The sequence below is a fragment of the Paenibacillus paludis genome, assembly GCF_042610515.1.
In the GTDB taxonomy this organism is placed as follows: domain Bacteria; phylum Bacillota; class Bacilli; order Paenibacillales; family Paenibacillaceae; genus Paenibacillus_AQ.
Genome location: NZ_JBGJZP010000002.1, coordinates 680,266 through 695,700 on the forward strand (window position 1 = coordinate 680,266; position 15,435 = coordinate 695,700).

The 15,435-nt window shown below is 46.5% G+C and carries 4 protein-coding genes; 2 read left to right on the top strand and 2 right to left on the bottom strand.

Annotation, left to right across the window (positions count from 1 at the left end):
• Positions 1-15 precede the first annotated feature (15 nt).
• Positions 16-6,873: a cadherin-like beta sandwich domain-containing protein gene (locus ACAN56_RS06375; RefSeq protein WP_379141323.1), complete on the bottom strand. Its 6,858-nt coding sequence runs from the start codon at positions 6,871-6,873 to the stop codon at positions 16-18.
• A gap of 470 nt (positions 6,874-7,343) precedes the next feature.
• On the opposite strand from ACAN56_RS06375, the gene ACAN56_RS06380 reads away from it, so the two are divergent.
• A complete protein-coding gene (locus tag ACAN56_RS06380; RefSeq protein WP_379141325.1) occupies positions 7,344-10,751 on the top strand; it encodes a putative Ig domain-containing protein in 3,408 nt (1,135 codons plus the stop codon).
• Between the two features lie 674 nt (positions 10,752-11,425).
• The gene (locus ACAN56_RS06385) at positions 11,426-12,259 is read left to right on the top strand and encodes a helix-turn-helix transcriptional regulator (protein ID WP_379141327.1); all 834 of its coding nucleotides are present in this window, start codon (positions 11,426-11,428) and stop codon (positions 12,257-12,259) included.
• A 118-nt stretch (positions 12,260-12,377) separates the two neighbouring features.
• On the opposite strand, the gene ACAN56_RS06390 is transcribed toward ACAN56_RS06385, so the two are convergent.
• Positions 12,378-15,413, bottom strand: coding sequence for a glycoside hydrolase family 2 TIM barrel-domain containing protein (locus ACAN56_RS06390; protein ID WP_379141329.1), 3,036 nt, complete (start codon positions 15,411-15,413; stop codon positions 12,378-12,380).
• Positions 15,414-15,435: the final 22 nt, after the last annotated feature.

Sequence of the window (15,435 nt, forward strand, 5' to 3'; positions counted from 1 at the left end):
TCCGTGGAACCAGACTTATGGCTGCTTGACAGTAATGGTGATCGTCTCTCCGGACGTCTCGCCAGCCGCATTGACCAATACGGCGTGATACTTATATACGCCCGGCGCCTTGCCGGAAACCGTAGTTACCGCTTTCTGGGCTTTCGGCGTAGCCTCGCTCAACGTCTGCGTATGGATCAATACTCCGTTCTCATACAGGCGGTATTCCGATGCATTCGTTCCCCACCACATGTCCATCGTGACGACGTAATCACCGTCTTTGTCCCAGTTGTTATGGGACAATACCGGTTTTCCCGGTGCTGCATCGGTGACGGTGACGACAAGCGGGTTGCTTGCCGTCGTACCAAAGACGTTCGTCAGTTCGCAGGTATACGTGTACGTTCCGTTCGCTTTCCTCGCGATATCGGTGTTCACGGTCTGTGCCTCGGGTGAGTTGTCCGTCAGCTTCTGCGTGGAGATCATCTTGCCATTCTCGTAAAGCTTGAACTCGGTACCGTTGCTCCCCCACCATAGGTTCAACGTAATGGTATAGCTTCCGTCCTTCAGCCCCGTATCATGGCCGTTATTCTCGGACAGAACCGGTTTGCCCGGTGCGCCGCTGGCAAGCGGCGTTACATCGTGCAGCCACTGCGCCCATCGGACAAGCACAGCCGCCTGTTCACCCGTGAACACGTTTCCGCTTTGCTGCTTCACTTCCGCGATATACGCTTGCAGCAGCTTGCGTGCTTCCGCACCTTTCCTTTCATCGGCTTTCACTTTGGCCGTTTCCAGCTGCTGCTTAAGCGCTGCGGCAGTTTGATCCGCGCCTGCAGCGCCGGTTTCGGCCGAGAACATACCCGTCAGCACAGACAGGCTGTCGAAAGTAGCCACCACACTGTACGAATGTTCGGCCGATCCGCGATGTCCCGCGGCATCTTCCGCTTCCGCCGTTACCTTATGAACGTCCGGCTGAAGCGTATACGCCTTGACATCCACCAGCGGTGCATTACACGGTGAGTAAGTCACGCCGGAAACGGTGTCCGCCGCACTGCATGTGATACTGACCGGCTGATCGACCGTATAGGCAGTCTCTCCATGGATGTTCACCTGAGGCGCAGTCATGTCGATCTTCGCCTCCACCGACTTCGGAACGGGGGCGCCTTCTTCGGTTACAGGGCGATACAGCATTTGGTTCAATCCTTCCTGACCCAGAACAACAGGCTTATCATAGACATTCCACCTTCTTCCGCCGTCCAAGCTGTACTGCATATTTCCGTAGGCCGACAACGTTACTGTAACCGGTGTTGTATACCAGCCGTTCTTACCGTTAGGTGTTTCCGGATTTAATGACACGTCGGTCTTGTTGTCAATGATCACTGTAACCGTATACGTTTTTTGGGTGCCATTCTCTGATGTAACCTGCACGGTCACTTTATTGCTGCCTTCGCTGAGCGAAACAGAAAACGGACTGCCGCTAGTCGCATCAATGCCATTGATCTTGAGCGTTGAAGACGGGTCGTATACCGATGCGGTGACGGTGATGCCATATGTCGCTTGCTTTACTGTGGCAGTGTATTCCCTTATATCTGGGCTGAAAGCCGGGCTTAACTGCACTTCACCCAGGTTAAGGGCTGCCAAATCTGCGTTGTCGGTTTTAACCTTGACAAAGTGAGCTGTTAAATTCCAGTTCTCCACAACCTCAGTTACTCTGCCGCCGCCAAGGTAACCTCCATTGAAGTATCCAAGGGTATACACAGGGTTGCCGGATGTCGCGTAATCAACCTCCAGCCCTTCCACTACCCGTTTGTGCGTCCAGCTCTCGAACTTATATCCCTCATTGGCAACAGCCTTAACCGTAACTACTGAGCCATCTGCAACTCCATCCAGCCAATCACGTTTTTCCTCTGCTGTCGTCCCGTAAACCATATACACAACGCCGCCTTCTTCAGGCGAAGTCTGGGCCTGCACTGTATAGGTTACCTCAGGTCCGGCGGTTAGCTGATCGCCGTATTCACCGTAGAAACGCAGCTCGGAGATATTGCCATACCACTTGCCACCATTGGTCACCCGAATGTAGCGGTAGGTATGAACCTGCTCGGACGCTTTCACTGAGAGTGATTGCCACAATTGAGTGTCTCTAGCACCTGATACGGTAAGAGTCTTCCAGTTTACATTATCGTTGGAGCCTTGAACATAGGCCCCTGCAAGTCTGCTTCCAAAGCCAGATCTGGCCAACATTTCAATCCGCTTCAGCTTGACAGTGTAATCCGCTCCCGCTTTGCCGAAATCGAAGGTAACAGACGAGCCCCAGTCACCAAACTCGATATTGCTGATTGCATTATCAAACAGCGCTGTAACAGTGCCGGCTTTGAGGGGGGACGAAAAAGTGGCCGTTGATTTGCCCAGCACATCGTCAATCAAATTACCAGTGTTCGACAACAGTACGGAAGAGCCGTCTGTTGTCAGTAATTCCTCTCCGCCCGGAGTTACGCCATCCGCACTCAGATAGTTAATGGCAAAGTATGCATCTCCGGTTTGTACATCGGCAGGAACCTTATACGCAGCTGTGTATTTATTACTTCCTTCAGCTTTAACTACAGAAACGTTTTGTCCCTCGATGGCTACCCTCGGATTTACGATAGCCTCCGTGGTAGTGAAGGTCAACGTTACTGTGTCGCCTGGAACCGCGCGTGTACTCAACGCATTGTCAGACACAATAGAAATACTGGAAATTTCACTTACATTCTCATAACGTGTTCCAAAGATCCGCATCTCGCTGATCGACAATGGCTGATCCTCAACAGCAAATTCGTTAGGATTGATAACTCCGCCGTTCAAATCCTTAAACTTGAACATACGGAATTTGGTGTCCCGGTATTGCTCGAATACAGGAAGGGCCTGCATCTCCAGAGACTTAACGGCCATATCCGTCAAGCGGATCCAGTTCACTCCGTCATTGGAGCCTAAGGCTACCATGCCTTCTGATCTCTGGGGGAACATATGTCTTGGCCCACTTTGGAATTCGGAAACCGCAACCTTATAGTTAGGGCCAAAATCAATCGTGAACGACTTGTCGTTGTTACCCCACATATCGGCCATAGCTGTTAGAAAGTCATTATCCAGCATACTGTTGACATTGGAGGTTGACAGCGTGGAGGTGACAAGTCCCCTATAATCAAGGCTGCCGTCGTATGCAAGAGGTGTAGCAAGCCTCAGTCCCTCTGCCGCAGCTTTCAAAGCCAGCAGTTTGGCGTTCTTTTCTTCCATAGTACCGCTGATTGCATCTACTGCCAGATTGTATGCATCAAGATAGGCCTTTAGAGTGGCGGATTCGTATATTCTGGACGAATCATAGGCCTTCTCCAGTTCTGCAATCGCTTCTTCATAAGAGCCTTGTACATAAATGGTCACTTCAAGCAAACTGATGGTGGTTCCGTCGGTTGCGGACACACGGAAGAAATAACTTCCACTGCTGGGCGGAGTCCATGTAAAATTGCCTGAGGCGTCAATATTCGCACCTTCGGGAGCACCGATAAGGGAATAGCTGACGGTTTCCGTCGCATTCGAATCAGTGGCTTTAAAGGAAGTTGAGAACTGTCCTCCTGCAAAAGTGGTTGCTGTCGTACTCAAAGCCGATCCTGGAAATACCGGAGGCGTAACATCTGCGGCCCCTTCCTTCATATAATCAAGATCGGCAATGGCGCCATCGTTGCCACGCAGGCTGAAGAAGAGAATTTCATTTCCGAAAGCGTTGACCGGGACATCCCTAAGATCGAGGGTAATGAATCGCCATTGGTTCTCGGTATTAGGTAAAGTAATGGTTTTGAACGGCTGGCGGCCCTGATCCCGGCTAATGTCCAATTCCATCATGTCGTTAGTTTTGATCCGGAAGGCCAAAAGGCCTCCACGCCAATTGAACTGCTGGAAAATGGCAAATTTAGAACCTGTAGGTGATGCTTTCACTTCCAGATAAGATACGCCGTCGGCAGTCTGTGTCGAAGAATTGCCGTCAAAGGCCGTATATCTGGGCTCAATCTGATGAGGGCCTGGGGTACCCTGCTTTTCTTCCGTTTGGCTCTGCAACAGTGATTTATCGCCCAGCGCCTGATCAGGAATGTATAACCAGTTATGGTCATAATCAATAAAAGATTGATAGTTGATCGTTCTTCGTTTGAACGCCTCCGCCAGGTATTTGAAATCAGGGTCAGTATCCTGATAACCGCGTACATATTTATAGTAATAGTACATATAGTCAAAATTGGAAAGGCGGCCCCGGCCGGACTCGGAAGGAGGCGATCCTATGCCGTCGTTGAATGGAACCGTATAGCCCAGGTTGTAGGCACAATAAAGATTAATTCCCTTGAGTATCCGGTCATTCATAAATTCAAAAATGCCGACAGCGTTCGATTCCGCCGAAGCCGTCCCGGCTACCGGATCCACCTTGGTTTTCTGCGCCAGAAGCATACGCGTTATCATTGAAACCACGTTGACATTATCTCTGGAGTGAGGCTGGTCGCGCATCATTTCTTTGATAACGATGACAGGTTCGTCTAATGGAGTGCCGTCATAATTGGTACTGGTTTCAAAAAACGCGTTGACCAATGCGCCGTGCCCATATTTGGCCTCCTCCGGAACGGAGCTGTTGACAGTAAACCGCTCAACCAACTTGTTGTATCCTTCCACATCATCCTTCAGAATGTAGGATGACATAGCTCCCGTCACAGCTGTTTGGAACTGGTTAAGCCAGTACGTGTTTTTATCAAAAAACAAACGCAGGGGCGGATCCACAAAATTGGTGATATATTTGTCTGTGTCTTCCTGTGTCCACATAAGGCCGTTATCATTGGTGCTGGTCGAACGGATCAGATCGACGGCCGAATTCATCATAAACATCGGAAAGCCGAAATGAATGTGTGCATCAGCTGTCGGACCGGCTTCAGCCGGATTCACCATGGACCATAGCTTTAAGATCCGAATCGCTTTAGCCCGGTAATCTTTATCACCTGTAAAATAATACATAAGAGCTTGGTAATAAGCCGCATGCGAATCCTTGGAGAGCTGGTTGTTAAAAAGTCCAGTGTTATAGTTGAGATACCCGAAATTCGGCGCCAGTGTGTCGGTACCCGGATACTTATCATTTTGTATCTGGTATGACTTGGAGGCTAAGGGGTTATTTTTGAAATTTTGATAATAGGTGTACCAGGGCTCTTCCTTCTTGGCCACATGTTCTCTGATGCGGTCAAGGTCGGCTGCGTTAAGCGCGATGCCGGGACTTGCGAGCTTCAGCCCCAAATCGACAACCTCAGGCAGTTGTTCCGCCAGCCCTTCAATGGCAGCTTTCAAGGCTGCGGTCAACGTATCCAGATTTGCTTGGGTGAGGCCGCTCGCGGTGCCACTCTCTATTTTGGCCAGGGCTTCTTGTCCGTTAGCATAGGCAGTCTTAAGCGCTTGCCAGGTCGCATCAGAATAATGGTGTTTGCCTGGAATGACTTGCCCCTGACCGACGATAACCTTGGCGGCGGCGACTTGATCCTGCAAATCATACGTGAAGAGAACTCCTGCCTGCCGGAGTCTTCCGTAGAGCTTGATCTCCGCCATGTTTAAATACCATTTCGCAGTGCTGTTAATTCTAAGATATCTGTAAGATGTCTTGTCTGTTATAGATAATGTTTGCCAATCTATGCTTTGGATTGCACTGCTGCTGATTGTTTTCCAGGTGATTCCGTCGTTGGAACCTTGCAGGTAGGTGCCCAAGATGCGGCCGGGCAGATCACTCCTGGCTATTAAATGTGCCCGATCTAGAGCGATTGCATTGCCTTCGCCCATATCCACGTTCAAATATACGTAACCATTATATTTATTGTAGTCGGGGTAAGTGATCGTATTATTGTCCATCATCAGGGTGGCAAAAGCTTTGCCATTCTGAGCGTTGGTCGTACCATAATCAACATTGCTGCTTCCGTCTGGTGAAGGAATCCCAAATGCCTTAGCTTTAGATAATACATCAATAAAATCCGTGGGCTCCTCAATCGTTAAAACGCTTCCAAGCATAGCTGCGGTTGCCGGTTTCCCGTAATTCCCTTCCGCATCCTTGTAATGAATGGAAAATGAAGCTGTTCCAGGGGATTCATACGGACCGATGACATAGCTTGCAGACCATTCTTTGTTGTTCGATCCTTCTTTCAGTACAGCAGGATATACTTTCCCGTTAGCGTGGACATTAACATCGGAAATGGGAGAGGCTGACACAAATCCAAGGGTAACGGTATCGCCTGCAACTGCTGTAGCAGAGTCCGCGTTGCTGGACGACATCGAGACAGAGTTAATCAGATTTACCAGCGTCACTTTTGATCCGTCGATTCTTAACTCGCCGATGTTGAATATACCCCAGGACCCATCCGCCTGAAATCTCAGATAGCGGAAAGGAACCTCTTGAAACTCTGTTTTAACTGACAAGGTCTGCATGTCCGTGATACTCGACGACGCTCTTGCAGCCGTTATTTCCGTCCAACCCCTGCCGTCCGCAGAAGCCAGCACCCGTCCGCCGGAAATGCGGCCGGAATATGAGGTCCGGGCTTGCATTTTGAATGCTTTCGCTATTACACCATAACCATCACCAAAATCAAGCGTGAAATAAGGTGTCGGTAAACTAAAGTCACCAATATAGGTGTTGGTATTATCATCTTTTAACTGTGCTAGTTGAGCAGATGTTATTGTTGTGCCCGAACCGGAAGTACCGGTGGCCAATGCGGGATAATCCAACATTCCGTCATTTGGAGCGGTTACAGCTTCGGCCGTCATGGGCAAATAGGACAGCAGCATCACTGCGGCCAGCAAAATGGACATCCACCTGCGAACCAAACGTCCCTTCATCACTAATAGTTTTCGTTCCATTCGTTTTTTAGCTCCTTCACATAAGATATACATATGGAGAATCGTGTTCTGAATCATCCTATCTGAATGAATTCCCCCACTGTCTCTCTATCAGATAACCAATATGCTGCTTCACCAGATGTGTCCCTCCTCCCTGGCATTCATAGAGTATGCGTGTGTTCTTTAGCAAAAAAGCTGGCAGATGGAACGATCCCCCCTCACTACAAGTGTAGTCATAAAGTAAGCGCTTACCTTAACCGTTCTAAATATAGCTAATCAAGTCACATGGTGTAAATATTACTTTTCCACGATTCCTTGTAATTATTTCATTAAAATGATTAGGGTTTGTAGTCAAACCCAAGTAAGGTAATTTGTCCTATAAACATAATTCCAGAAACGAACGATATATCGATAAGTAAGGAAGATATTTGTCGAAAAAGTTCGAAAATGTTTGTCACTCAATTAATTTCAAGAGAAACCGGGAGGAAATAATGAATTCAAACAGAGCAACTAACCTTATGAAGTCAATAGCAAGTATCCTTTGTATTAGTATGATTATTTCATTTTTTCCGTATTTGAATGCTAAAGCAAGCGCTGCAACTACATTAAATTCCACTAGCTATGAGCCGACAATACTATCTAAAGTTAACCCGGAAAGCGGATTTGTTCATCCGGGCATCGGGGTTACAAAATCTGAACTAGAAAATGTGCGGACACAAATTAAAAATGGAGCTGATCCATGGAAGAGCTATTTTAATGCAATGTCAAGTTCACCCTATGCCTCTAAGAGTTATGGGATCAAGAATCAGGATAGCAGTGATCCAGCAAAGGCTAAGTTCACGTATTCCGATTATTCGTCCAGTTTTATGCAAAATATTATAGGACCTGATGCACAAGCTGCCTTTACGCAAGCACTTTTGTACTATTTTACGGGTGATGAAGCATATCGCAACAAGTCGATCACGATTCTTCGGTTATGGTCTCAATTAGATCCATCACAAGCAAAGTACGTTGTGGATGGACATATAAAAATGTCATATGCTATGTATTTTATGGTATCGGCAGCCGAGCTTTTAAAATATACAAGTACTGAAAGTCCCGATTTAGTATGGACAGAGGCGGATAATACCAAATTTATCACTAATTATGTTAAGCCGGCGAATGAGAACTTTTTTGCCGGACCTACATCTGTTAATTTTTGGATGAATCAATTTGGCTATGCGCTGGTTGGACGTATGTCTGCCGATCTTTTTATGGATGATGCAACCGATTATGCTAAGTCAGTAGAGATGGCGACTGTAAATAGTAAAGCAAGTGTCCCTGAAAATACAGGCGCTCTTGCACAAGTTATGAAAAGAGTGTTAGATGACGGTCTTGTGAGTGATGTGGATGATTCTGTTATACAAGTAGCAGAGATGGGGCGCGACCAACCGCATGCAGCTGCCAATATAACATGTCTGGCACAAATAGCCTATATGCTTGAAGCACAAGGAACTAAAGTAAATCCTTCCACAGGGGCAATTTCGACTGCTTCCGATGCGGTTAGCATGTTCCATTTCAAGGACGATCGTTTATTAAAAGGCGCTAATTATTTCAGTAAGTATAATTTGGGATATGAAACAACATGGCATCCTATAAAAGCCTATGATACAATTGCAGATTTTGGGCGCGGCAGATTTTATGATTTCTATATGATGTATTATTACTATCAAAAATCTGGTGTAGATATGAATGGGAATGATGCTAAATATTTTACAGAAGCCTTTCATAAAGCTCCGTCACCAGAAAATGCGGGAGTAGAATTTTGGCTTCATATTCCGGCATCGGCTGCTGGCACAGCTGTTAATAGTGGGAATACCAATCCGATCGAAGTAGAAAAAAATAGATATACTTTATTGAGTGGTACTGCGACGGAAGAGAGTGATAATACAACTTCCTATTTAAAGCTTGATGCAGGGAACGGTGGAACAGAGATAGCTGTTCTGAATATACCGGCCCTATACAATCGTGATGATTATTGTGTCCTGGCACTTAAAATAAAAACAAACGGAGTCTCGCAATTGAAATTAAGAAGAGACGCTAGCAGTGAACCGTTTAAAACCGTGAATTTACCAAATACGAATGGCACATGGACCTATGTTACGGTTAATATGAATATTAAGGAAGTGCCCATCTCAAAATTTCCAGGGATCAACATTGTGATTTTAAGTCTTGAGGGTGACTCTAGAAATTATCTGGCCATAGATCATATAAAAGTGAGTCCGACAGATAACCGTGCTCCCCAATTTGAAAATTCTGCAACAGAAATTACAGTAAACACTTATGTCGGTCATGCAACGTCCGCTTCCTTTGAAGCTACTGATGCAAATAGCGGCGATACCTTGACATATACAATGATTAATGGTCCGGACGAAGCCGCCTTAGACCCAAGTACTGGCGAATTCACGTGGACTCCTGCAACATCAGGCAGTTATTCTTTCCTTGTACAGGTTAATGATGGGAAGGCGACCTCTATGCTCACTGCAACCGTAAATGTTAAATCTAATATAGAAGAAACGGTTGCGGAAATTATGGCACCCTATGATCGTTCCCAGACTTACACGAGATTAACTGATAATGCCTGTAATAATGCTTATTCTGCAATAGAACAGCTTATAGCGGATAATGAGACAAATCAGGATACATTGAACACCGCACTGAATAACCTGCAAGAAGCCGTAAATAATTTAACGATGGTCACGCCGCTGCTAAATGATGGCAGTATTAATTATGTAGGGAGAGTTACTTCTTCAGTGCCTGACGTAGAGGTATCTACGCTGGTGGATGGTGATACGCAAACATGGGTAACAGATTTGTGGCCTCCCAATGCATATTTCACCTTCGACTTTGGATCTGATTTTAAAGTCTCTGCCACTTCTTTTCAGATGCAGTCCAGAAAATATTTTCCGAATCGTATATGGGGTTCCGAGGTTTTTGGGTCTATTGATGGTATTAATTGGACCAAATTAACAAATGCCTCAATCACAGGTGGAGAACAAATGGTGGATTTGCCGGTAATGGAGGAATACAAAAATGTGCAATTCAGGTATTTGAAAATAAATGCATCAGCCCGTCCATTTAGTCCTGCCGAATTTCGAATTTTTGGATCACTGTATGAAACAACCAACCAAATAAAAAGTGTATCCATAAAATCCAGTAATGTCATTCCCACTCGAGCGCTTCCCAAGGACAGAGTAACCTTAACTTTTGAAACTAAGGAAGCAATTAAAGATGTAAATGTAATAATAGATGGTCAGCAGGCCGCAGTAACAGCAGATGCAAGCGGTCGTTCCTATTCAGCGGAAATCACTTTGGATGATCAGCCGACGATTGGTTTGGCTCAATTTGCGATTAAATATAACACCTTAAATGAACAGGAAGGTATAGAAGCTAAAACGGTAACAGATGATTCCAGCGTTTTTCTGTCCAATGAAGTAAATCTGATCCATGTTATGGATGGAAGCGTAGATTTCGTTGACTCGAATGGACGAACCGGTGACGACTTGGTAGCAAATATTAATAAATTATTCGATAATAATTCGGGCACATCCACGGATTTGAGAGTTAACGGATCGGGTGCGGGGTCATATGCGATCTTCGACTTCAAAGACAAAGGAGTCAATTTGTCCAGAGTCGAAGTGCTTGCAACGCAAAATATAACGAACAGATTAGTGGGCCTTACGATTTTAGGCTCAAATGATGGAAGTACTTGGACATCACTATCCAGTGATGGTGTGACTAGCACAAAGAAATGGCAAGTCTTACAAGTTGGTAGTAACACTACATACCGTTACATCAAGATTACAAACCCGAATTCGTGGTTTGGAAATATGGCAGAACTTCGTTTGTTCAAGAGATAAAAAAGTAAAAAAGGATCCAAGCTGAGGGATTGCCCAAACCGGGTAATCCCTCAGCTGTATCGAGAGCCTTCTAACATTCTTTCATAATGTTATTTAACCTTATTGTTGTATATCTCCAGTATGCCTTCGTAATCGCCTAACTGCTTCAATTTGGACTGGAATTTATCCCAATCGGACAAATTCATATCGCCTTTGACTCCGATTCAAACCTATGTCAAAGAATCGATTGTCAATTTCATTAAAAGGCCTCGTTCTCGCCGCTCGTGAACACTGTCCGCGGAGCCTGATCTAGTGCCGCCGCCGTATTTATCCTTTTCACCATAAAAGTTATCCGTTTTCAAATTGCTGTCCGAAAGTTGCTTCTGACCATCCTTAACCTCATAGGTGCAAACGCTTACCCCCTTTCATCATTTCGTAAACGAGTCATCACCCGGGTATAATAGCACTATATTGCGTTTACAGTTCAATTCTATCCATAAAAGAAACTGATATAAATAACAGGAAATGTCAATGTATATAACAATATTATTTTTAAAATATAGTATAGTCGATTTAATTATGAAATCACACGTATCACAGATCCCCCTCCTCTCATCTCATATTGCAACCGTTTTTGGAAATGAATATGATGGGGAGTATAGTAGCATTACATTAATGATCGGAGTGACTGCCTTTTGTACCAGCATTACTTTCTTCCCTCTTTCGAGGAATACAACTTTTTTTGTTTTCCTCATTCTGCCGGAAAATATACGAGAACCAGCGACCATAATGTCACACGTCCAGGGGGAGTAAAAGATTTCAGCTTACATTTCGTAACAAGCGGGAAAGGCTATATTGAGCTTGGCAACATGGTCCATACTCTAAAACAAGGAGATATCTTTTTTCACTGTCCTTTCCAGAACATGCGCTATTACTCTTCGGAGGACGACCCTTGGGTGATTTACTGGATACAGTTCAATGGAATCAAACTTTCGGATTTTCTACTCGAACGAGGGTTCCATGAAACTTCTATATGGTATATGAACGATCTAAATATGCTGGAGCAGGCCTTTACTGAATTGCTGGATGAGATGGAAGCCCACAATTTTTTGCGGCCGGCCAAATTATCAGCCCTTACTTATGCGGTGCTGATTGAATTTGTAAGCAATGCCACGCCGTTTACCAATAAAAGAGGGACGCAAAACGTCGACAAAATCATTCAAATCCTCCCCTTCATGCAAAAAAACGCCCACCTCCCTTTTGAACTGGAAAAATGGGCAGATAAATTGAATTTGACGCCTAACTATTTCTGCAGTCTTTTCAAAAAGGTAACCCGGGTAACGCCGCTATCCTACATTACGAAATCTCGCATTCAAAACAGCAAGCAGCTTCTGCTTCGACATCCGGACATGGCGATTAAGGAAATCGCAATCAGCTCCGGATATCCGAGTGTCAGCTACTACAACAAAATCTTTATGCAGTTGGAAGGTATGACGCCGACCGAGTTCCGCAGCAACCATTTCAAGTGATCACACCACATCAATAAAGGAGCAGCTTGATTTCTCAACAGAAATCCAACTGCTCCTTTGGCGAATCCAACCTGGAAGTGGAGCTTTTCACGAAGGTGCGGATATGTTCCTCCCCTTTTTAATCTTTGAAGACAGGAGAGATAATCAACTCGAAGACGATTTCTTTCTCATTCAGCCGGAACCGTTCATGCAGCTCGGGGCCGCAGGATTGGGAACCGATGCCGCTCATTTTATAATCCAGATGCACGATGGTTTCCTTGCGCCGGATCAGCTCATAATCATGGGCTGCGCGGGTCAGATCCTCTGGCGTGAAATGCGATGCTTGGAATGAAAAATGCTTCGGAGCGGTAAACATCAAACCCATACCCAGCTCATTGGATACGGCAGCCCACTCCGTACCGTAACGTGATCCGTTCTCCTGCGGCTTGATATAATTCTCGAACATATCATCCACATGGAGCAGGTATTTCCCCTTAACGGCACTTTGACGTTTGTCCAAATAGCATTCGTGAGGTCCGTAACCGAAGTATTCGACTTGCTCCATGCCGGATGGCATAGTCAGTTGAAGACCAAATCTCGGCAAGTAAATCAGATCCTCACGTACTTTGATTTCCGTACGGAGTGATATTATCCCGTTGGAGTTAACATGCCATACCGTCGTCCCATGCATCAACGGATAGCGGATATAACCGCCGAGTGAGAACTCTGCCACAATTTCAACGGAGCCGTCCGCCTGTTGTGTCCATTCGCACCGGTACAACTTCATTTTCGCCCGGTCATATCCTTCATCGGTCCATTTCTTTTGAACCGGGCGGTCATTGTCTATGGGAGCGCGCCATATCTTCCAACTTAACGGTGCCGCGAGCATAGGAACCTGATGTTTGGTAATGGCCACGAATGTTCCATCACCTAGATGGAAGGTATGACGGAAATCGAAACCTTCGATCACTAGCAATTGTCCGCTTTGGCTCGCATAAAACCCATGCCCATGTGCAGCGGTACGGGAGGTTATTTCTGTCTCTGCCGGAATGCTGACCGGAAGTTCGAACTGTTCGAAAGTGATTTCGTGCCCTGGCTTCGCCCAGCTCGTTTCCTTCCTTTGCAGGACCGACAAGTTCAGGAAGTACCGTCCGGCTGCACCCTGTGGCAGTTCATACGGTATTGTCAGCAGTTGCTGACCGCCGAATGGCGTGGCATCCAATTGCGTTATGTAGCCTTGTTGTACGGTTTCCCCATCTTTCTCCACCTTCCAGAACAGTTCCAGATGCGACAAATCTATGAAATCATACAGATTGGTCAAGAGCACCTTGCCGTTCTCCTGATCTTCCACTTCAAGACGCACAGGAGCGATCACTTTTTTCAATTCAAGCAGTCCCGTATGCGGGACCCGGTCCGGTGTCACGAGACCATCAATGCAAAAGTTTCCGTCATTCGGTAAATCCCCGAAATCCCCGCCATATGCAAATATCGGTTTTCCATCTTTCGTTCCGGTCTTGATCCCGTGATCACACCATTCCCAAACGCAAGCCCCCATTAACTTCGGGTACTTGTAGATGACCTCCCAATAGTCCTGCAGATCTCCCGGACCGTTTCCCATCGAATGGCAGTATTCGCACAGTAACAATGGCTTGAGCTTAGTCTCATCCTTCGCATATTCTTCCAAAAACTGCACGGACTCGTACATTTGGCTTTCCATATCCAGACAATCAACATCGGGGTTCCCTTTATACCGCAATGCCGCTCCTTCGTAATGTACAGGCCGTGACCTATCCCGTTTGTGAATCCATTCCGCCATTGCGATATGGTTTTCACCGTAGCCCGATTCGTTGCCCAGAGACCAGATCACAACACACGGGAAATTTTTGTCCCGCTCGACCATACGTTGGGCCCTATCCACGAAGGCCGCTTTCCATTCCGGATTGATGGATAATTTATGAATAGCTCCATCCGCCCATTTCTCCGCCGAACTCATGCCGTGGCACTCCAAGTCAGCTTCATTCACCACGTAAAATCCGTATTCGTCGCACAGTTCCATAAACCGCGGGTCGTTGGGATAATGTGCAGTACGGATCGTATTCACGTTATGCTGCTTCATCAGGTGCAAATCCTGGATCATATGATTCACCGGGATCGTCTGCCCCATTACCGGATGGGATTCATGACGGTTGACCCCTTTCAGCTTCACGGCCCGTCCATTGATGAGGAACACCCCGTCCTTGATCTGGATTTGCCGGAAGCCCACCGGGAAGGACAGCACCTCTTCACCGGAGTAGACATACAGCCGGTACAGATACGGCAGTTCCGCATTCCACAGCACCGGCTCCTTGATCTCCAGCTCTACAGCTCCCTGTCCTTCAACCACAGCAGATGCTGCGCCGACTACATGGTTAACGGCATCACGGAGTTCCACACGCACTTCCTTCCGCCCCGTCGTCTCCATCTCACACTTAAGCTTAGCCTGGCGGTAGTCCTCAGACAACTCCTGCCTGTTGTAGACATCCCGGATATGAACCTTGTCCCTGACAAGCATGTAGACGTCACGGAAGATACCGGAGAAACGCCACATGTCCTGATCCTCCAAATATGTGCCGTCACACCACTTCAGCACCATGACGGCAATGTGATTAGTTCCTTCCTGCAGATGCTCAGAGATGTTAAACTCTGCAGGAACCCGGCTTCCCTGGCTGTAGCCGACGAATGAACCGTTCAGCCATAAGTAGAAGCATGAGTTTACTCCTTCGAACACGATATAGGTTTCTTTCGATTCCCAATGCTTGGGTACGTTAAATTCTCTCACGTATAGCCCCGCCGGATTCTCATCCGGAACAAAAGGAGGGTCGCAGGGGATCGGATAATTCGTGTTGGTATAATGAAGCTGGTCATACCCTTGAGTCTGCCAGCAGGAAGGAACCATTATGTCGTCCCAATTGTCCAGATCTGCATGCGGGCTGAAGAACTTATCGTCCACCTGGTTGACACTTGTCTCGTAACGGAACCTCCAATTCCCGTTCAATGTATGGTAGAACGGGGATAACGAGCGTTTTCTCGAAACGGCGGATGACGAATCCGCGTATGGGATATAGTGCGCTCTTGGATTTTCCCGATTCACATGGAGCAAATTCGGGTTCTCCCAATACTTCTCAGCTTGAATCACAAAGTATCACTCCATTTCATTA

Bases quoted from the DNA above. Each gene is read 5' to 3' on its own strand.
- ACAN56_RS06375 (WP_379141323.1), bottom strand. From the start codon at position 6,873: ATGGAACGAAAACTATTAGTGATGAAGGGACGTTTGGTTCGCAGGTGG.
- ACAN56_RS06380 (WP_379141325.1), top strand. From the start codon at position 7,344: ATGAATTCAAACAGAGCAACTAACCTTATGAAGTCAATAGCAAGTATC.